A 19300-nucleotide genomic window follows, 5' to 3' on the forward strand; every position below is an offset into this window, starting at 1 on the left:
TCGGGAGGAGAGGTGCATGACCCTCGAGCATCAGAGCTTGAAGCCGGGCGGCAGGGGAAGGCCGCCGGTGATGGAGCGCATCTGCTCCTGGACCGTCTGCTCGACCTTGCCGCGCGCGTCATTGGCAGCGGCGACGATCAGGTCCTCGACCACACCCTTCTCCTCGGGCTTGAAGAGGGAAGGATCGATCTCGACGCGGCGCGTCTCGTTCTTGCCGTTGACGGTGACCTTCACCAGGCCCGCACCCGAGCTGCCTACGATCTCCATGCGCTCGAGCTGCGCCTGCAGCTCCTGCACCTTCTGCTGCACCTGCTGGGCCTGCTGCATCAGGCCGCCCAGATCCTTGAGCTTGTCGAACATCAGTACTCGCTTTCGGGGATGTCGTCGTCGACCGGATAGTCTTCCGCCGCCGGCGGTTCGTCATCGGCGGTCGGCGCGTGCAGTCCGGCGACCAGCGACGTCTCCTCGCCCTTGCGCCGCACCGTCTCGAGCCTGGCACCGGGAAAGGTCTTCAGGATCGCCTGCACGATGGCGTTGTTCTCGGCCTGGGTCCGGAGCGCATCGCCGCGACTGGCTTTCTGTGCCGCGAGCGTCGGCTTGCCTTCGTCACGCGAGACCGAGGCGATCCAGCGCCGGCCGGTGACGTTGCCCAGGAACCCGCTGAGCCGCGCTGCCAGATCCTTGGGCGCCGCCGGCTCGGGCCGGAACTCGATCAGGCCCGGTTCGCACCGCACCTCGTGAACGTGATGCATCAGGTGGTGCACCAGCCGAGCCTCGCGCTTCGTCTCCAGGAGCGCCACGACTTCGGTGAAGGTCCTGGGCGCGGGCGTTGCCGGTGCAGGTTGGGAGGCGACCGCCGACGCGGGCGCGGCGACACGCGCCGCCGCGGCTCCGCCGCCACCGGGTCGAGGCGCAGGCCCGCTGCCGCCGTTGGTCGCGCCCGCCGGCACACCGCCGCCGTTCTGCAGCGTCTTGAGAACGTCTGAAGGCGAGGGCAGCTCTGCGACGTAGCAAAGCCTTATCAAGGCCATCTCGGCCGCGCGCACGGGCGAGGGCGCGTTGAGCGTCTCCTTCAGGCCTTTCATCAGGAGCGTCCAGGCGCGCGTCAGCGAGGCCATCGACAGCTTCTTCGCCATCGCGAGCCCCTGTGCGCGCTCGCTGTCGGCCGAACTGGCGCCGGCTTCGGGCGCCACCTTGAGCCTGGTCACCCAGTGCGTGAGCTCCAGCAGGTCCTGCAGGATCACCACGGGATCGGCGCCCGAATCGTGCATCTCGCCCAGTGCCGCAACCACGGCAGCCGCATCGCCGCGCATGGTCTTCTCGAAGAGGTCGAGCACGCCGTTGCGGTCGGCGAGGCCCAGCATGTCGCGCACCTGGTTGGCGTCGACCACGCCGCCGCCATGGGCGATCGCCTGGTCGAGCATGGAGAGCCCGTCGCGCACCGAGCCGTCGGCGGCGCGCGCCAGCAGCGCCAGCGCCTCGGGCGAGATCTCGACCTTCTCGGCCTCGGCGATCTTGGCGAAGTGCGCGACCAGCACTTCCTGCGGCACGCGCTTCAAGTCAAAGCGCTGGCAGCGCGACAGTACCGTCACCGGCACCTTGCGGATCTCGGTGGTGGCGAACAGGAACTTCACATGCGGCGGCGGCTCCTCCAGCGTCTTCAAAAGCGAATTGAAGGCCTTGTCCGACAGCATGTGCACTTCGTCGATGATGTACACCTTGTAACGCGCCATTTGCGGGCTGTAGCGTACGCCATCGAGCAGTTCGCGCATCTCCTCGACCTTGCTGCGCGACGCTGCGTCCATTTCGATTACGTCAATATGACGATCCTCGCTGATCGCTCTGCAATGCTCGCACACGCCGCAGGGATCGACGGTCGGGCCGCCCTTGCCGTCGGCGCCGACGCAGTTGAGTGCTCGGGCGATGATGCGGGCGGTGGTAGTCTTGCCCACGCCGCGCACGCCGGTGAGCATGAAGGCATGGGCAATGCGACCCGAGGCGATGGCGTTGCGCAGGGTGCGCACCATCGCCTCCTGGCCGACCAGGGTGGTGAAATCGACGGGACGGTATTTGCGGGCGAGGACGCGATAGGGGAGTTGCTCCTGCTCCCCGGAGACTGTGGTGGCTTTCGCCATGGCGCTCACCCTCGATGCGCCGCGGCCCTTCTGGCCGGGCGGTCGTCGCGCCCGGGCGGCCCGGCCCGGCGACGGCGCGCGCAAGGCAACGGGTGAGGGACCGGCATGACCCGAAGCGAATTCGTTACGGCTGCTTCCTTCCGGATCTGACCGGGTTGGCGACTGCTCCGCCCACACCGGCCCCTCGAGGCGGTTATATCAGGAGTCGGGGCGGCCGGCGCAAGGGCCAGATCGGGGCCGAATCGGGACGAATAGCGGCGCGATTTCCCCCGCAATGAGCGCGCTTGTGGCGGTCGGGGGGAACGGCTAGGTCCTGTCCATGTGTCCTTCCCATGATGGCGATTCGCCGGTCGTCGAGCCCAACCCGGCAGGAGACGACCCGAACGTCACGCTGCGCGCCCTGAAGCAGCGTATCCAGCAGCAGGAGATACTGGCTGAGCTGGGCGTGGTCGCCCTGCATGGCGCAAGCCTCGACAAGCTGCTCACCGAGACTGCCCGCCTTGCGGCCGAGGGCCTGAGGGCGCAGTTCAGCAAGGTGCTGGAGTATATGCCGGCCGAGAACCGGTTCCTGGTCCGCGCTGGCGTGGGCTGGCAGGAGGGCGTCGTCGGCCAGGCCACGATCGGCGCCGACCTCGAATCGCCGGCGGGCTTTGCCCTGCGCACCGGCAAGCCGGTGATCTCCAATCATCTCGAGAACGAGGAACGCTTCAGGACGCCCGAGATCCTGCGCCAGCACGGCATCCATCGGGCGATGAACGTCATCCTGCAGGGCGACGGCCGACCGTTCGGCGTGCTCGAGGTCGACAGCCGGTCGGACGAGAAGTTCGTCGAGCAGGATCTCGCCTTCCTGCAGGGTGCCGCGAACATCCTGGGCATGGCGATCGAGCGCGAGCGCCACCAGCAAAGTCTCGAGGCGGCGCTGGAGCGTCACCAGGTGCTCCTGAAGGAGATGAGCCACCGGGTGAAGAACAGCCTGATGATCGTGTCGAGCCTGCTCCATCTGCAGGCCAGCGACGTCGGCGATGCGACCCTCACGGCTCATCTCGAGGAAGCGGCGCACCGGGTATCGGCGGTGGCGAAGGCGCACGATCGGCTGATCCATGGCGGCAATGTCGAACGCATGGATCTCGGCAAGTACATCGAGACCATCGGCAAGGATCTGGATGCGAGCGTCGCCCATTGCGTCATCCATATCGAGGCGTGCCACGGCATCGAGATTCCGGCCGACCGGGCGATATCGGTCGCCATGATCGTGAACGAGCTGATCACCAACGCGGCGAAGTACGCCTACAAGGGACGGACGGGCGGCGAGATCTGGGTCTCCCTAACCGAGAACGGCGATAGCGCGCTCACCATCTCCGTGCGCGACCGGGGCGACGGGCTGCCCCCGGGTTTCGACCTTGCCAGGCCAAAGGGGCTCGGCATGCGCATTGTTACGTCCTTCGTGCAGCAGTTGAAGGGCACCCTGCAGATCCGCGACCGCAACCCCGGTGTCGAGTTCGTGGTCAGCCTTCCCCGACCCGCGCCGGCGCGTTAGGTCGCGCGGCTCAACTCCGACAGGCCGGCAATCCATCCGAGACGCCGCCGCTTGACTCGGCGAACGTAGCGTACAACGATTTTCGAAGAACATTCGACTTATTGAGGATCCTCTCATGGATTTTGCGCTGCCGGCCGACCTCGTGCGCTTCCAGGAGCGCGTGCGGCAGTTCGTGCAGGAAGAGCTGCAGCCGCTCGATGCCGAGGTCGAGGCCACCGGCCGAGTTCCCGAACGGGCGCTGGAGGGACTGCGGCGCCTGGGGCTGTTCGGCACCAACACGCCGAGGGAATATGGCGGGCTCGGCCTCTCCATGCTGGGAAGCTGTCTTGCCATCGAGGAGCTCGCCAAGGCGCATGTCGCCTTCTACTTCCTGAGTGGCGTCAACGTGCATATCGGCTCCAAGCCGGTCGAGCTTGCCGGCAGCGAGGCGTTGAAACGGCGCTGGCTGCCCGAGCTGGCCTCCGGCCGCACCATCGCGGCCTTCGCGCTGACCGAGCAGGAGGCGGGCTCCGATGCTGCGGCCATCAGAACGACGGCGCGCCGAGACGCGACCGGTGACTACGTGCTGGAAGGCGCCAAGACCTACATCACCAACGCACCGGTGGCGGGCCTCTTTACCGTGTTCGCCACGGGCGATCCGGCATTGGGCGCCAAGGGCATCGCCGCTTTCCTGGTCGAGGCGGGCACGCCCGGCCTGCAGATCGGCCGCACGATCGAGATGGCGGCCGGCCGCGGCTCGGCCCATGCCGAACTGATCCTCGACGGCTGCCGCGTCCCGGCGGGCAATCGGCTGGGCGAGGAAGGGACGGGTTTCGCCCTCGCCATGCGCTGTCTCGACGCCGGCCGTACCCATTGGGGAGCCTATTGCGTGGGCGCCGCGCAGCGGCTGCTCGATCTCGCCGTCGAGCGCGCCTCGGCCCGCGAGACCTTCGGTCGCCGTCTGCGCGAGCATCAGGGCATCGAATGGATGCTGGCCGACATGGCGGCGGCGCTGCATGCGGCGCGGCTGGTGGCCTATGAGGCGGCCTGGCGCTACGACCAGAACGGACCAGGCGAGCGCACGCGGGCGGCGGCGACCTCCAAGCTGATCGGGGCCGACATGGTTCAGCGCGTGGCCGATGCGGCGCTGCAGATCTTCGGCGGCGCGGGCTATTCCAGGGAGCTGCCGGTCGAGCGCATCTGGCGCGAGACGCGCGTGGTGAGGATCCTCGACGGCAGCTCCGAGATGATGCGCCGCATCGTGGCCCGCGACCTCTTCCGCGCGGCTGACCGGCGCAACGCGGCGCGCTGATCGTGAGCCCGTCCCGGCTGAAGCTCGCCCAGCAGCGCAGCCGCGACCGGCGCGAGCGGATCGTGTCGGCGGCGACTCGGCTGTTCGGCCGCCGCGGCATTGCCCGGACATCGCTCACCGACGTGGCCAGGCTCGCCCGCGTGCCGCTGCCGAGCCTCTACGACTATTTCAAGGACAAGCAGGACCTCGTGGCGGCCGTGCCCGAGGCCAGCTATCTCGCGCTCTACGAGCGGCTCACGGCGGGCGTTGCGGGCAGCGGCGCCGGCGGCCGCCGCCGGCTTCGCGTCACTTATCTCACGAACCTCGAATACATCCGCGACAATCCGGACTGGGGCCGCGTCTTCTTCCTCGAGATCTGGCCCAGCGTCATGGTCGGGCAGGGCCGGATCCGCAAGGCCGTGGACCGCTACGGCCTGCACTATGTCGAGCTGATCCGCCGTGCCGTCGCCGCCGGCGAGTACCGCAGGGACCTCGATCCCTATCTCGCCATGTCGCTGCTGCTGGGTGGCCTGTGCCAGCTCACGGCGGTCTGGCTGCTCTATCGCCAGCCCTACGATCTCGTCGCCCGGGGCACGGAGCTGTTCGATCTCGCCGAGGCTTCGTTCCTCCGCAGGTAGCCGATTGCCCGGCGGATCCGGGTCGTTTCAGGAGCTCCGCTGCGGCACCACGGAGATGTCCACCGAGGGGCGCAGCTCGGCACAGACCTTCAGCACCTCGTGGATGTTGCTGGCCATGAACTTGTCGAACGGGGTGCCGTCGGTCGCCCCGTTCTCGTCGATCGCGGTGAAGGCTTGCTGCTTGAGAATATAGTCGAACCGGGATGCCCACTTGCGCGCGCCCAGCCGCGCGGTGGTCGAGCAGTTGTCGACCATGTAGGAGACGCCCTTGTAGTCCATGTAGGGATTGAGCGAATCGACGGCCTCGATGATCGATTCGTTGGCGATCTCCGAATAGGGATGGCCGCGGTCCTTCAGGAGGTCGACTTGGGCCATCATGCAGGCGAGATAGACGCCGGCCGTATCCGGATTGATCGGCGCATAGTTGCGTTCGCGGTTGGCGCGCACCTTCTCGCCGACCACCCACATGTCGGTGCCGTCGATCCTGCCCATCGGGTAGGTGCCGTGGCGGCGGGTGGCCTGGATGACGCTCCGCACTTCATTGCCCGAGGCAACGTCGTCGTAGATCTCCTCCAGGATCTCGCGGCAGGGATGGTAGGCGGCGTTGAAGGCCCGGCGGAAGGCCGCCTTCTCCTGGTCGTCGAGCTGCTCGTAGACGGCCTTGAGGCCAGAGCGCGATATGGTCTTGCTGATCGGCCCGGTGATCGACTCCGAAGTGTTCAGGTAAGCATCGTCCTTTGCCATGCCCTGGCCGACATAGCGCGCATAGAGGCTCTCGGCGATGCCATGCACGGCGCCGAGCAGGATGCCGCGCTCGCCGAAGATGTCGGACTTGTACTCCGATTCGAGTGTCGTCTCGAAGGTGTAGGGCGAGCCCAGCGCGACCGACCAGGCGAGGGCGTAGTCGGTGGCCTTGCCGTTGACGTCCTGCTGCACGGCGAAGCTTGCATTGATGCCGGCGCCGTTGACCTCGCGGCCCTGTTCGTAGAGCCGCCGCACCGACGGGCCCATGCCTTTGGGGCAGACGGCGATCACGTTGATGCCCTTGGGGAAGTCCTCGCCCTGCGCCTGCAGGTGGGAGAGAAGAAAGCCATGGCTGAGGCCGAGCGTCGTGCCCGGGCGGAAGGCGGCAAAGATCTTCTTGTAGTTCTCGGCGAAGGCGGCGTCGGAGATCAGCAGCAGCGACATATCGCTCTGGCGGATCACATCGTACATCTCGCCCAGCGTACCGCTCTCCTTGGTGAAGCCGACGGCGGCGGCTTGCCTCATCGACGACGACCCCTCGCGCAGGCCAACCTTCACCCGGATGCCGGAGCCTTCGAGAGACTCGCGCAGGTTCTGCGCCTGCGCCGGGCCTTGCGAGGACCAGCCAATGACGCCGATCTGGCGGATGCCCTCGAAGGCCTTGGGCAGAAGCGGGAACAGGTGGCGGCCGCCGGCCACGATGGTTTCCTCGCGGTCGGCCATCCTGACGGTGCGGGTCTCGAATACCTTCGAGGTGAAGCTCATCGGCGGTCCCCTATTGCTGCGGCTCCTTATGGAGAGGGCATGCAGCCCCGGTCAAGCGCGTGCGCTGCTGCCGCGCCACCGCCGACGCTTCGTTTCTGCGGAGAGCTTAGCCGATGAAGCTGACCGCCTCGCCGGTCGCCAGGGCGCGCTGCGTGGCCAGCGACAGGCCGAGCGCGGCAAGCGCGTGCTCGGCACCGAGCAGCGCCGGATCGGCCTTGGCGCGAATGCAATCGACGAAACGCCGCAACTCGGCTTCGTAGGGATTGACCGCCGGTAGCACGATCGGTCGAGGGGCGCTTCCGCCCTCGGCAATCGTGAAGGTGTTGCGTGGCGGGCCTTCAGCGAACACGGTTTCAAGCTCGAGCGCCGCCTCCTCGAACAGCGCGCGAAAGCCGACCCGGAACGGCGCGCCGATCGGCATCAGCCCGCTGGCGGCGATCGTGGCGCTCCGTCCGTCACTGTAGCTCAGAAGCGCGACGATCTCGCCGCCGCCGGCGGCTGCGAGCCGGGCCGGCCGGCCCATCAGCCAGTTCGAGACGTCGAAGTCGAAGGTCATCAACTCTGTCGTCGGATCGCCCTAGTGGTTCTTGTGATCGGGCGCGGCAGGCCTGAGGTAGGAGCCCAATCGCCAGGTCGACAGGCTGAGCAGCCGCCCATGCGTGCCCGTCTCCACGGCCGTCCCGAGATGCCGGTAGGCACCGATCGACCGCATGAGCGGCCCGACCTGGAGCAGGCGGCCGGACCTGCGCGCCGCATCCCTCATGGCTTCGGCCTGGTCCATCGTGAGGGCCATCGGCGTCTCGCAGAAGACATGCTTGCCATGATCGAGTGCGGCGATCGCGAACTGCGGATGGAGTGCCGACGGCAGGCAGATGTCGATGGCGTCGACCTCGCCGTCCTCGATCAGCGCCCGAGCGCCGGTGACGGCCCTGACATTGCCGAGGGCGGCGACTTCCCGGGCTTTCTCGACATCGCGTGAAAAAATGCCGACGACCTCGACATCGGTCATGGTGGTATAGGCCGCCGCATGCGTTGCACCCATTGCACCGGCGCCCAGGATGCCCAGGCGAACTTTTCGCAATTCGTCTGTCGCTCCCTGCGATTCTCGCGGAGCGTATCACAAACCGACGGGCGTCTAATCCAGGCCCTGGCCTTCGTCGCGATAGGCCCAGCACATCTCGGGCGGCAGGGTGAGCGGGATCTCGGCGTTGGAGTCGTGCCGTGCCGCCGTGCCGAGCTCCAGGGCTTCGAGCCGCTGGCCGCCGACCTCCAGGTCATAGACGGTCTGCGTGCCCTGGTAGCGGCGTTCGAGCACGCGGGCCGAGAAGACGTTGCGCTCGGCGCGCTCGCCGAGGCGGATGTTCTCCGCCCGGAGCGCGATGCGCGCCTTGTCGCCCGCCGATAGCGGCTGTGGCGTCCAGGCCTCGATGCGGCCAGCCGGGCCGAGATCGATGGTCGCCGTCTCGCCGCTGCGCGCCAGCACCTGTCCCCGCAGCACGTTCGAGGCGCCGGTGAAGTTGGCGACGAAGGCGTCGGCCGGCCGGTTGTAGATCTCGCCGGGTGGCGCCATCTGCAGCAGATGGCCGTCGCGCATCACGCCGATGCGGTCGCCCAGCACGACGGCCTCGGCCTGGTCGTGGGTGACGTAGAGCCCGGTCATGCCGGTCTGCTTCAGGATGCGCCGCAGCTCGTCGCGCAGGCGCAGGCGCAGCTTGGCGTCGAGATTGGAAAGCGGCTCGTCGAGCAGCAGCAGTTGCGGCCGGTAGACCAGGCTGCGGGCGAGCGCGACGCGCTGCATCTGGCCGCCGGACAGCGAGACGACCGGCCGGTCGGCATAGTCGGCGAGGCCGACCAGTTCGAGCGTGTCGTTCACCTTGGCGTTGATGTCGCCGCCGCCGTTCTTGCGGCGGTGTTTCAGCGGATAGGCCACGTTCTGGCGCACGGTCATGTGGGGCCAGACCGCATAGGACTGGAACACCATGCCGATGTCGCGCTCGCGCGGGCTGACGAGCAGCCCGCGCTCCGGCTCGGAGACGACGCGATTGCCGATCGAGATGCGGCCGCCCGTGGGATGCTCGAGCCCGGCGACGCAGCGCAGGGTCGTGGTCTTGCCGCAGCCGGAGGGACCCAGCAGCACGACGATCTCGCCCGCCGGCACGTCGAAGCTGACGCCGTCGACGGCCGGCCGGCCCACGCCGAAGCGCTTGCTGAGATCCTCGATGCTGAGGGCGGCGCTCACTGGCGATATCCGTAGGTCTTGTTCCAGTCCTCCAGCCACGCCGCGCGCAGCTTCTCGAACTCGTCGAACTTCGGCACCCAGACCTTGACCGTCTTGGGATCCCAACCCTTCGGGAAGGCCGGCGGCTCTTTCATGGAGGTAATGTTGCCGAGTTTCTCGATCTGGAAGGTCTGGCCCTCCCGCGACAGTCGCCAGTTCATGAACAGCTTGGCGGCGTTCGGGCTCTTGGAAGTCTTGGGAATGCCGTCGGCGTAGGGGATGATCGGCACGCCTTCGGGCGCGAACACCGTCTCGGCGGGCGCGCCTTCGACGATCTTGGTGTAGATGATGTTGTAGAGCAGCGGCGCGATCGAAACCTCGCCGCGCACCAGCGCATCGGAGGTCGGCGCTCCCGACGGGTAGAGGGCGATGCCGAGCGCGGCCTGCTTTTTCCAGTAGTCCTCGCCCAGCACCTGGCGCTCGAACATGATGCGGGTCCAGGTGGTGCCGCCCGACGGGCCGACGACCTGGCCGATCTGCTTGTCCTTGTATTCGGGCTTCAGGAGATCCATCCAGGTCTTCGGCGCGGTCTTCACGAGCTGCGTGTTGTAAGCGATCGCCCAGCCGAGCGTGACGCCCGGCCACAGCTTCGGCGAGACGAGCGCGTCCGGACGGTAGTCCGCGGCGTTGGGCGGCGTGTAGTCCTGGAAAAGATCGGCGAGCTCCAGCATCAGGCCGCGATCGGAATGGTTGATGACGTCGGCCGCGAGCTTGCCGGCGGCCGCCTCGGTCTTGATGCGCGTGATGAGCTGGCCGCCCGGCGCACGCACCATCGCCACCTTGATCTTGGGGAAGCGCTTGTTGAAGGCCTTGATGACCTCCTGCTCCGTCTCGGCGAAGTTCGCCGTGTAGTAGGTGAGGCCGCCCTCCTTCTCGGCCGCGTCGATCAGCTCCTTGGATCCGAACGTGTCGTCGGCCCATGCCGGCAGGCCGGCGAAGCTCGTCGCGGCTAGACCGGCCGCGCCGGTGATCATCGTTCTACGCTTCATGACGATACTTCCTCCTGTTGTCGTCCGTTCAGCCGACGCGCGCGCTGCCTTGCGCCGAGCCGCGTGAAAGCCAGTTGGTGAGCCCGAGCAGCACCGCGAGAATCACGGTCTGCACCAGGCTGAAGGCGGCCGTCTTGCCGGTATTGCCGCCTTCGTAGTAGTCGAGCAGCAGCACGGCCATCACGGTCGTGTCGCTGGTGTAGAGAAAGAGCGACGAGCCGAGCTCGCGGATCGCCAGCACGAACAGGAGCGTCATCGAGGCGACGACGCCCGGTCGCGCCAGCGGCAGCACGATGGTGCCGATCGTTCCCAGAAGCCCGCGGCCGCAGATCCAGGCCGCCTCCTCGAGCTCCTTGTGGATCTGCAGGAACGAGGTGGAGAGTGCCTTCACCGTATCCGGCATGAAGCGGGCGACGAAGGCGAGCGCCAGGATCCAGATCGTGCCGTAAAGCCCGCCGGGGAGACCGATCCAGGCCCAGAGATAGGCGACGCCCACGACCAGGCCGGGGATGGCCACGGGCACGGTAGCCAGGAGGTCGATCAGCTTCCGCCCCGGCACGTGGGTGCGGTTCACCGTGTAGCCGATGGCGAAGGCCAGCGCGCCGCCGACCAGCGCCGTGATCACGCCGACCTTCAGCGTGTTCCAGATCGACAGCATGGTGAGCGGATTGTCGAACACCGCGTTGAAGTGCGCGAGGCTGTAGGCCTTGGCGTCGAACAGCGCGTCGAAGTTCTTGAAGAACAAGAACTTGCGGAAGGCGGCGATCACCAGCGCGATCGTCGGCAGCACCACCACGACGAACAGATAGACGAGGGCGAGGCCGAAGGTGAACCAGCGCCAGGGTCCGAGGCCGAGGCTGCGTGGCCGGAAGGCCTTGCCGGCGACGGTGGCGAAGCTCTTGCCGCTCAGCACCTTCTGCTGCGCCCAGACCATGATGGCGGTGACGACCATCAGGAGGATCGCGACCGCCGCGGCGGTGTTGTAGAGCGGCGGGCTCCAGGCGGTGAGCTTGAAGATGTAGGTGGTGAGCACGTTGATATTGGCCGGCGCGCCGAGCGCCGCAGGCACGCCGTAGATGCCAAGCATCACCACGAAGGAGAGCAGCGTGCCGGCCAGGATCGCCGGCGCGATCAGCGGAAAGGTGACGGTGAAAAGCGTCGTGAAGGCCGAGGCGCCCGCCACCTCGGAAGCCTCCTCGAGGCTCGGATCCATGTTGCGCAGCGCCGACGAGGTGAACATGTAGACGTAGGGGGCGTAGTAGATGCCGAAGACCAGGATCAGCCCCGACATCGAATAGAAGTCGAAGCGGAAATCGACTCCGATCCACTTCAGCACGATGTTCAGCAGGCCGGTCTTGGGCGAGCCGAGGATGCTCCAGGCGACGCCCGCCACCAGCGGCGGAACGAACAGCGGGACCATGCTGGCGCCGGCGATGAACCGTCTTCCCGGCGTGTCGGTGCGCACGACGATCCAGGAAAAGAAGAGTCCGATCAGCACCGCGAGCGCCGTGCCGCCGCCGCACGCGACCAGCGCGTTGAAGAAGGCGAGATGGACGTTCTCGTTGCCCAGCACCTCCAGGAAGCGGGCGATCGAGGGATGGAACGCACCGAAGCCGTCGACCACGGGATTCGAATCGCTCAGCGCGCCGAACACCAGCATCGCCAGCGGATAGATCACCAGGAACGTCAGAACGATCAGCAGCGCGCCGACCCAGAGCGGCGCAGCCAGCCGGCGGGTCGGACGTTCGAGGCTTCCGGTCGCAGGCAAGGCGGCAGCATTCGTTGCCGTCAAACGATCAATCCTCCCGATCTTCTGCGGACCGATGCCCGCGGCGCTTCATTGGCTGTGCACCGTAGCCTATCGCCTGTTGCGGCGCTACGCGTGTTTCGTCAGCCGTTCCTTGCGCCGGGTGCAGTGTCGCGCAAATAGGTGAGGGCGGCCTGAACGCCGCCGGGCTTGTGCGGCACCTTGGCGAGACCCAGCGCCATCTCGACACCGGAGAGCGTGGCCATCAGCATCAGGTCGTTGAAGTCGCCGAGATGGCCGATGCGAAAGACCTTGCCGGCAACCTTGGTGAGGCCTTGGCCGAGCGACAGGTTGAAGTTCTCCAGCGCCACCCGGCGGAACGCGTCGGCATCATGGCCGTCGGGCATCAGGATCGCCGTCAGGGAGCCGGAATAGGCCCTGGGGTCGTCGCACAGGATCTCGAGGTTCCACGCATTCACCGCCGTGCGCGTCGCTTCGGCATGGCGGGCATGGCGTGCGAACACTGCGTCGAGCCCTTCCTCCAGCAGCATGTCGCAGGCTTCGCTCAGGCCGTAGAGAAGGTTGGTGGCGGGCGTGTAGGGGAACCAACCGTTGGCATTGGCAGCCAGCATCTCTTCCCAGGCCCAGAACGATTTGGTCATCTTCGACGCTTTGGAGGCGGCGATCGCCTTGTCGCTGACGGCGTTGAAGGAGAGCCCGGGCGGCAGCATCAGGCCCTTCTGCGAGCCGGCGACCGTGACATCGACGCCCCAGGCATCGTGGCGATAGTCGATCGAGCCCAGGGACGAGATCGTGTCGACCAGCAGCAGGGTAGGGTGTCTCGCCTGATCGATAGCCCGCCGGACGGCGCTGACATCGCTCACCACGCCGGTCGAGGTTTCGTTGTGGACGATGCAGACCGCCTTGATGGTGTGGCCCGTATCGGCCTTCAGGCGCTCTCCGATGGCGACCGGGTCGGCTGGCTTGCGCCAATCGCCGCCCATGAATTCCGGCTTGAGCCCGAGCCTGTCGGCCATCTTCTTCCACAAGGAGGCGAAGTGCCCGGTCTCCCACATCAGCACCGCATCGCCGGGCGAGAGGGTATTCACGAGGGCCGCTTCCCAAGCTCCTGTCCCAGATGAGGGAAATATTATAACTGGCTGTTTTGTCTGGAAAATATGTCGAGCTCCACTCAACACTTTCTTGGCCAGCGCGTTGAACTCCGGTCCGCGGTGATCGATCGTTGGATGATCCATCGCACGCAGGATCCGGTCTGGCACGTTGGTCGGCCCCGGAATCTGCAGGAAATGCCGTCCGCTGGGATGGGAGTTCAGGCGCATCTGTCGATCCTCCGTCAACGTGCTGATTGCATTTTGTATACAACATGCCAAACTGAGTCCAGCCATGGACGGATCGAACTTTCAGATCGCGCGGCTGACCCTGCCTGAAGCGGCGGCGGAGCGGCTGCGCGCCCTCATCATCGAAGGCGAGCTGGCGCCTGGCGCGCGCCTCAACGAACGTGAGCTGAGCCAACGGCTGGGCGTCTCGCGTACACCGCTGCGCGAGGCCTTCCGCATGCTGGCGGCGGACGGGCTCCTGGTGCAACTGCCCAATCGCGGCGCCCAGGTCGTGGCGCTGTCGCCCGAGGATGTGCGCCACGCTTTCGAGGTGATGGCTTCGCTCGAAGGGCTGTCGGGGGAGCTCGCGGCGAACCGCGTCTCCGACAGCGACCTCGTCGAGCTGCGGACATTGCAAGCCGAGATGGAGAGGGCGCATGCCGGCCACGACCTGCCGACCTACTACCGCATCAACCGCGCCATCCACGACCGGATCAACGCCATCGCCGGCAATCCGATCCTGACCCAGACCTTCCGCACCTTGAACATTCGCCTGCACGCGCTGCGCTTCCGCTCCAACCTCGTGCGGGGCAAATGGGATCAGGCGGTCGCCGAGCATCGCCATATGATCGACGCGCTGGCGGCGCGCGACGGCGCACGGCTGCGCGGTATCCTGGTGCGGCATCTCAAGGCCAAGCTGCAGGTGGTGCTGGAAACGATGGACGCCGCATGACCTCGCTCGAGCAAGCCCTGCGCCGCACGGTCAAGGGCGATGTCCTGTTCGACCGCGCGTCGCGCGGCCGCTACTCGACCGACGCCTCGATCTATCAGATCGAGCCCATTGGCATCATCGTGCCGCATGACGAGACCGACCTCGCCCTGGCGCTCGATGTGGCGCGGGATGCCAAAGCGGCGATCCTGCCACGCGGCGCCGGCACGTCGCAGTGCGGCCAGACGGTGGGCGAGGCGCTGGTCGTCGACTTCTCGAAGTACATGCGCAACGTCGTGGGCTTCGACAAGGAGCGGGCCGAGGTGGTCGTGCAGCCGGGCGTCGTGCTCGATCAGCTCAACGCCTGGCTCAGGCCGCACGGCCTCTGGTATCCGGTCGACGTTTCGACCGCCGCCCAATGCACCCTGGGCGGCATGGCCGGCAACAATTCCTGCGGCAGCCGCTCGATTCGCTACGGCAACATGGTGCACAACGTCGCGGCAATCGATGCGATCCTGGCCGACGGCACGCGCGCGCGGTTCGATTCACGGCGGCCGGAGGACATGCATCCCACCGTGCGCGCCATCGCCGACAAGGTGGCGGCACTGGCCTTCGCCGAGCAGGACGAGATCGCGCGCCAGTATCCCAAAGTGCTGCGGCGCGTCGGCGGCTACAACCTCGACATCTTCTTCCCGCAGTCGGAGCGACCCTACACGACCGACAACTCCGTGAACCTCGCACATCTCCTGGTGGGCAGCGAGGGCACGCTGGCGGTCACGGAACGGCTGACGCTGAGACTCTCGCCGCTGCCGAAGCACAAGACGCTGGGCGTCGTGAACTTCCCGAGTTTCTACAAGGCCATGGAGAGCGCCCAGCACATCGTGACGCTCAAGCCCACGGCCGTCGAGCTGGTCGACCGCACGATGATCGAGCTGGCCCGCGCCAATCCGGCGTTCCGGCCCGTGATCGAGGCGGCGCTGATCGGCCAGCCGGAAGCGATCCTGCTGGTCGAGTTCGCGGGGGAGGAGCGGGAGGCGCAACTGCGCGACCTCGGACGCCTGGTCGAGCTGATGGCCGATCTCGGCCTGCCGGGCAGCGTCATCGAGATGCCCGAGCCTGGCCCGCAGTCGGCACTGTGGGAAGTGCGCAAGGCCGGCCTCAACATCATGATGTCGATGAAGGGCGACGGGAAGCCGGTCTCCTTCATCGAGGACTGCGCCGTGCCGCTCGAGCATCTGGCCGACTACACGCAACGCCTCACCGAGGTGTTCGAAAAGCACGGCACGCGCGGCACCTGGTACGCGCATGCCAGCGTCGGTACGTTGCACGTGCGGCCGATCCTCGACATGCGCCGCGACGGTGCCGAGAAGATGCGCGCCATCGCCGAGGAGGCGTCGGCCCTCGTACGCGAGTACAAAGGCGCCTATTCGGGCGAGCACGGCGACGGGCTGGTGCGCTCGGAGTGGGTGGCGTGGCAGTTCGGTCCCCGGCTCACCAAGGCCTTCGAGTCGATCAAGGCGCTGTTCGATCCCGAGAACCGCCTGAACCCGGGCAAGATCGTGCGGCCGCCGCGCATGGACGACCGCGCGCTGTTCCGCTTCAAGCCGGACTATCGGAACATCGATTACAGGCCTGCACTCGACTGGTCGGCCTGGAACGTCCAGAACGACCCGCGCACCGAGGCGCTGACCAACCCCGGCAGCGGTGGCGATGCGAGCGGCGGCTTCGCCAAGGCCGTCGAGATGTGCAACAACAACGGCCACTGCCGGAAGTTCGACGCGGGCACGATGTGCCCCTCGTTCCGGGTGACGCGCGACGAGATTCACCTGACCCGCGGCCGCGCCAATACACTCCGGCTCGCGCTGTCGGGGCAGCTCGGACCCGACGCGCTGACCTCGGATGCCGTGGCTGCGGCGCTCGATCTCTGCGTGAGCTGCAAGGGCTGCAAGCGCGACTGCCCGACCGGTGTCGACATGGCGCGCATGAAGATCGAGGTGAAGTCGGCGCGGCGGGCGAGCAAGGGGCTTTCCCTGCGCGACAAGCTGATCGGCGATCTGCCGGCAATGGCGCCGTGGGCGCGGCGCCTGCCGGCGCTCTTCAATCTCGCGGCAATTGCAGGACCCTGGCTCGGCTTCGCGAGGCAGCGGTCGCTGCCGAGATGGCGGCGCGACACGTTCCTTGCGACGACCGATGTCGATGCGGTCGACGCGACGGTCGTGATCTTCGCCGATACCTTCTCCAACTATTTCGAGCCCGCGATCCTGCATGCGGCGCGGCGCGTGCTGGAGGCGGCGGGGCACCGTGTCGCGGTCGCCTGGCCGGAGCTCGGTTCCCGCGCGCTCTGTTGCGGGCGCACCTATCTCGCCACCGGCCAGGTCGACAGGGCGCGCGACGAAGCCCGGCGGCTTCTCGAGGCTCTGTCCCCGTTCGTGGCGCGCGGCGTACCGGTGGTCGGGCTGGAGCCGTCTTGCCTCTTCACCATGCGCGACGAGTTCCTGGGACTGGGGCTTGGCGACCAGGCCAATGCGACGGCAACGAACGCTTTCCTGTTCGAGGAATTCCTGGCGCACGAGAAGACGGCCGGTCGCCTCTCGCTTGCACTGAAGGCACTTCCCGAGAAGACGGCCCTGCTGCACGGCCATTGCCACCAGAAGGCTTTCGGCGCGATGAGTGCGGTGCAGGAAGTGTTGGCGCTGATACCCGAGCTCGCCGTGAAGCCGATCGAGTCGAGCTGCTGCGGCATGGCCGGCAGCTTCGGCTACGAGGCCGAGCATTACGACACCTCGATCGCCATGGCCGAGCTCTCCCTGCTGCCCGCCGTCCGGGCCGCTGCTGCCGACACCCTCATCGTCGCCGACGGCACCTCCTGCCGCCACCAGATCGCCGACGGCACGCGTCGGCATGCGCTGCACGTCGCCGAGGTCCTGGAGAGGGCTTTGGCTCCATAGCCTCCTCCCTGCGCGCAGCTGTTTGTGCTGGAGAGGCAGGAGAGATTGCAGCCGGGACGCTGCTGTGGCACGGTCCGCGCCGCATGGAAAGACCGCGAAACCCTTATTCCAGCGCGGAAATCGACCGCGCCAGTCACGAGCGCGAGAACGAGGAGAGGATCATCGAGCTGGCTTCCTCGGGCGTGGCGCGGTTCGTGCCGATCGACACCGAGCGGAACCTGATCAGCAAGGCGGCTGGCAATCCGGAAGCCGTCTTCCTGCAGGGCATGATGGCGCGTGCCGTGGCGAGCACGGCCGAGCATCATATCTTTCTCGGCTACGTCGAGGGCACACCCTATTTCGCTGTCGATGTCACCGGCAAGGAAACGCCGCTCGCCGAGCTGGGCGAGTTCGTCGACCTGCGGCAGGTGGGCGCGCTCCTGTTCGCGCGCGAGGGGTCGATCCTGGCCTATGCCCGCGGCATGACCTACTGGCACCGCCGCCATCGCTTCTGCGGCGTCTGCGGCTCGCCGACCAGGGTGATGCGCGCCGGCCATGTCCGTGTCTGCACCAACGAAAGCTGCAAGACCGAGCATTTCCCGCGCACCGACCCCGCCGTCATCATGCTGGTGCACCGCGGCGACAAGTGCCTGCTGGGGCGCGGCAAGCAGTTCCCGCGCGGCATGCATTCCACGCTCGCAGGCTTCGTCGAGCCGGGCGAGAGCTTCGAGGACGCCGTCGCGCGCGAGGTCTATGAAGAGGTGAGGGTGCGCGTGCGCAACGTCACCTACCGCTCCTCTCAGCCCTGGCCGTTCCCGGCCTCGGTCATGATCGGCTTTCATGCCGAGGCCGAATCGCTCGAGATCGAGGTCAACCAGGACGAGCTCGCCAGCGCGCGCTGGATGAGCCGCGAGGAACTCCGGCCCGAGAACCTGCCGAAGGACGGCTCGTTCTTCATGCCGCGGCGCGACTCGATCGCCCGCCGGCTGATCGAGGAATGGCTGGGCCACGAAGCCGGCCCGTCGATCGCGGGCTGATGGATCAAAAGTCGGGAGCGTCGATGACCGCCAAGCTTTTCACGCCGATCGACCTTGGCGGCGTCACGCTGCCCAACCGCATCGTCGTCTCGCCGATGTGCCAGTACTCGGCGGTCGACGGCAGCGCCCAGGGCTGGCATCAGGTCCACTACGGCATGATGTCGATGTCGGGCGCCGGCCTCCTTTGCTTCGAGGCCACGCATGTCGAGCGGGAGGGCCGCATCACCCGGGGCTGCCTCGGTCTCTACAGCGACGAGAACGAGGCGGCGCTGCGGCCGATCGTCGAATGGATCCGAGGATGGATGCCCAATGTGAAACTCGGCATCCAGCTCGCCCACGCAGGCCGCAAGGCGTCGGCGCAGCGTCCGTGGAAAGGCGGAGGGCCGCTCACCGGTGCCGACGCGCCGGATCTGCCCTGGACGACCGTCTCTGCGTCCGCGGTCCCCTATGACAGGGGCTGGCACACGCCGGTTGCTCTCGACGAGGTCGGCCTGAAACGCGTGAAGGAGGCCTTCGTCGCGGCGGCGAAGCGCAGCCTGCGGCTGGGCTTCGACCTGATCGAGCTGCACGGCGCCCACGGCTACTGCCTGCACCAGTTCCTGTCGCCGCTCAGCAACCATCGAACGGACGCCTATGGCGGCAGCATGGAGAAGCGCCGGCGCTTTCCGTTGGAAGTCTTCGAGGCCTGCCGGCAGCTCGTACCGGCCGACAAGGCGCTCGGCATCCGGCTCTCGGCGACGGACTGGGTCGATGGCGGGCTCACTATCGAAGACACGATCGAGACGGCGAGGCAGCTCAAGGCCCTCGGCTGCGACTTCGTCGACGTGAGCTCGGGCGGCAACGCGCCGGCGCAGAAGATCGCCGTTGCGCCGGGCTATCACGTGCCCTTCGCGGCGCGCATCCGCAAGGAAGCCGGCATCAAGACCTGGGCGGTCGGCGTCATCACCGAGCCGGAGCAGGCCGAGCATATCGTGGCCTCTGGCGAGGCCGACTGCACCGCCCATGCCCGCGCCTTCCTGCTCGATCCACGCTGGGCCTGGAACGCGGCACGGACGCTGGGCGTCGAGCCGCCGCCGTTGCCTCTGCCGGCCGTGCGGGCGACGACCATCCTTCCCTTCAAGCCGCAGCCCGCTCTCGCCCGCGCCGCGGAATAGGGACGTCGATATCGCCACGGTTCGGCATGCGTA

General features: G+C 67.2%; 16 protein-coding genes and 1 other RNA gene. 7 read left to right on the forward strand and 10 right to left on the reverse strand.

What is annotated here, in order from left to right; translation table 11 throughout:
* Nucleotides 1–30: 30 nt before the first annotated feature.
* The 3 genes from OJF58_RS21355 to ffs form a co-directional block, all read right to left on the reverse strand.
* Nucleotides 31–360 carry a YbaB/EbfC family nucleoid-associated protein gene (locus OJF58_RS21355; RefSeq protein WP_300779781.1) on the reverse strand — a complete coding sequence of 110 codons (330 nt, stop codon included), beginning with the start codon at nt 358–360 and terminating at the stop codon, nt 31–33.
* Entirely contained in the window at nt 360–2135 is a 1776-nt protein-coding gene (locus OJF58_RS21360) for a DNA polymerase III subunit gamma/tau (RefSeq protein ID WP_300779782.1), read from the reverse strand. The genes OJF58_RS21355 and OJF58_RS21360 overlap by 1 nt, the downstream gene beginning before the upstream one ends.
* Before the next feature lie 91 nt (nt 2136–2226).
* Nucleotides 2227–2321: signal recognition particle sRNA small type (ffs, locus tag OJF58_RS21365), an RNA gene on the reverse strand.
* A gap of 133 nt (nt 2322–2454) precedes the next feature.
* Between ffs and OJF58_RS21370 the strand changes: the two genes are divergently transcribed.
* The 3 genes from OJF58_RS21370 to OJF58_RS21380 all read left to right on the forward strand — a co-directional run bounded on the left by OJF58_RS21370 (nt 2455) and on the right by OJF58_RS21380 (nt 5580).
* A complete protein-coding gene (locus OJF58_RS21370) occupies nt 2455–3672 on the forward strand; it encodes a histidine kinase dimerization/phosphoacceptor domain -containing protein (protein ID WP_300779783.1) in 1218 nt (405 codons plus the stop codon).
* 115 nt (nt 3673–3787) lie between these two features.
* Nucleotides 3788–4963, forward strand: coding sequence for an acyl-CoA dehydrogenase family protein (locus tag OJF58_RS21375; protein ID WP_300779784.1), 1176 nt, complete (start codon nt 3788–3790; stop codon nt 4961–4963).
* A gap of 2 nt (nt 4964–4965) precedes the next feature.
* A complete protein-coding gene (locus tag OJF58_RS21380) occupies nt 4966–5580 on the forward strand; it encodes a TetR/AcrR family transcriptional regulator (protein ID WP_300779785.1) in 615 nt (204 codons plus the stop codon).
* A 27-nt stretch (nt 5581–5607) separates the two neighbouring features.
* Here the strand turns inward: OJF58_RS21380 and OJF58_RS21385 are convergent, their stop codons facing one another.
* The 7 genes from OJF58_RS21385 to OJF58_RS21415 form a co-directional block, all read right to left on the reverse strand.
* On the reverse strand, nt 5608–7089 hold the full coding sequence (locus OJF58_RS21385) for a hypothetical protein (protein ID WP_300779786.1): 1482 nt from the start codon (nt 7087–7089) through the stop codon (nt 5608–5610).
* Nucleotides 7090–7195: 106 nt separating this feature from the next.
* Nucleotides 7196–7645 (reverse strand): hypothetical protein, encoded by a 450-nt coding sequence (locus tag OJF58_RS21390; RefSeq protein WP_300779787.1) that lies wholly within the window; start codon nt 7643–7645, stop codon nt 7196–7198.
* Between the two features lie 21 nt (nt 7646–7666).
* Entirely contained in the window at nt 7667–8170 is a 504-nt protein-coding gene (locus OJF58_RS21395; RefSeq protein ID WP_300779788.1) for a Gfo/Idh/MocA family oxidoreductase, read from the reverse strand.
* 54 nt (nt 8171–8224) lie between these two features.
* Nucleotides 8225–9328 (reverse strand): ABC transporter ATP-binding protein, encoded by a 1104-nt coding sequence (locus OJF58_RS21400; protein WP_300779789.1) that lies wholly within the window; start codon nt 9326–9328, stop codon nt 8225–8227.
* Nucleotides 9325–10356: an extracellular solute-binding protein gene (locus OJF58_RS21405; RefSeq protein ID WP_300779790.1), complete on the reverse strand. Its 1032-nt coding sequence runs from the start codon at nt 10354–10356 to the stop codon at nt 9325–9327. The genes OJF58_RS21400 and OJF58_RS21405 overlap by 4 nt, the downstream gene beginning before the upstream one ends.
* Nucleotides 10357–10384: 28 nt before the next feature.
* The gene (locus OJF58_RS21410; RefSeq protein WP_300779791.1) at nt 10385–12148 is read right to left on the reverse strand and encodes an iron ABC transporter permease; all 1764 of its coding nucleotides are present in this window, start codon (nt 12146–12148) and stop codon (nt 10385–10387) included.
* 98 nt (nt 12149–12246) lie between these two features.
* Nucleotides 12247–13443, reverse strand: a complete 1197-nt coding sequence (locus OJF58_RS21415; RefSeq protein WP_300779792.1) for an aminotransferase class V-fold PLP-dependent enzyme — start codon at nt 13441–13443, stop codon at nt 12247–12249.
* A gap of 64 nt (nt 13444–13507) precedes the next feature.
* Between OJF58_RS21415 and OJF58_RS21420 the strand changes: the two genes are divergently transcribed.
* The 4 genes from OJF58_RS21420 (at nt 13508) to OJF58_RS21435 (ending at nt 19267) form a co-directional block, all read left to right on the forward strand.
* Nucleotides 13508–14173, forward strand: a complete 666-nt coding sequence (locus OJF58_RS21420) for a GntR family transcriptional regulator (protein ID WP_300779793.1) — start codon at nt 13508–13510, stop codon at nt 14171–14173.
* Nucleotides 14170–17097 (forward strand): FAD-binding and (Fe-S)-binding domain-containing protein, encoded by a 2928-nt coding sequence (locus OJF58_RS21425; protein WP_300779794.1) that lies wholly within the window; start codon nt 14170–14172, stop codon nt 17095–17097. Before OJF58_RS21420 ends, OJF58_RS21425 begins: the two co-directional genes overlap by 4 nt.
* Before the next feature lie 83 nt (nt 17098–17180).
* A complete protein-coding gene (nudC, locus tag OJF58_RS21430; RefSeq protein WP_300779795.1) occupies nt 17181–18113 on the forward strand; it encodes an NAD(+) diphosphatase in 933 nt (310 codons plus the stop codon).
* A 23-nt stretch (nt 18114–18136) separates the two neighbouring features.
* A complete protein-coding gene (locus OJF58_RS21435) occupies nt 18137–19267 on the forward strand; it encodes an NADH:flavin oxidoreductase/NADH oxidase (RefSeq protein WP_300779796.1) in 1131 nt (376 codons plus the stop codon).
* Nucleotides 19268–19300: the final 33 nt, after the last annotated feature.

The sequence above is a fragment of the Enhydrobacter sp. genome, assembly GCF_030246845.1.
In the GTDB taxonomy this organism is placed as follows: Bacteria; Pseudomonadota; Alphaproteobacteria; order Reyranellales; family Reyranellaceae; genus Reyranella.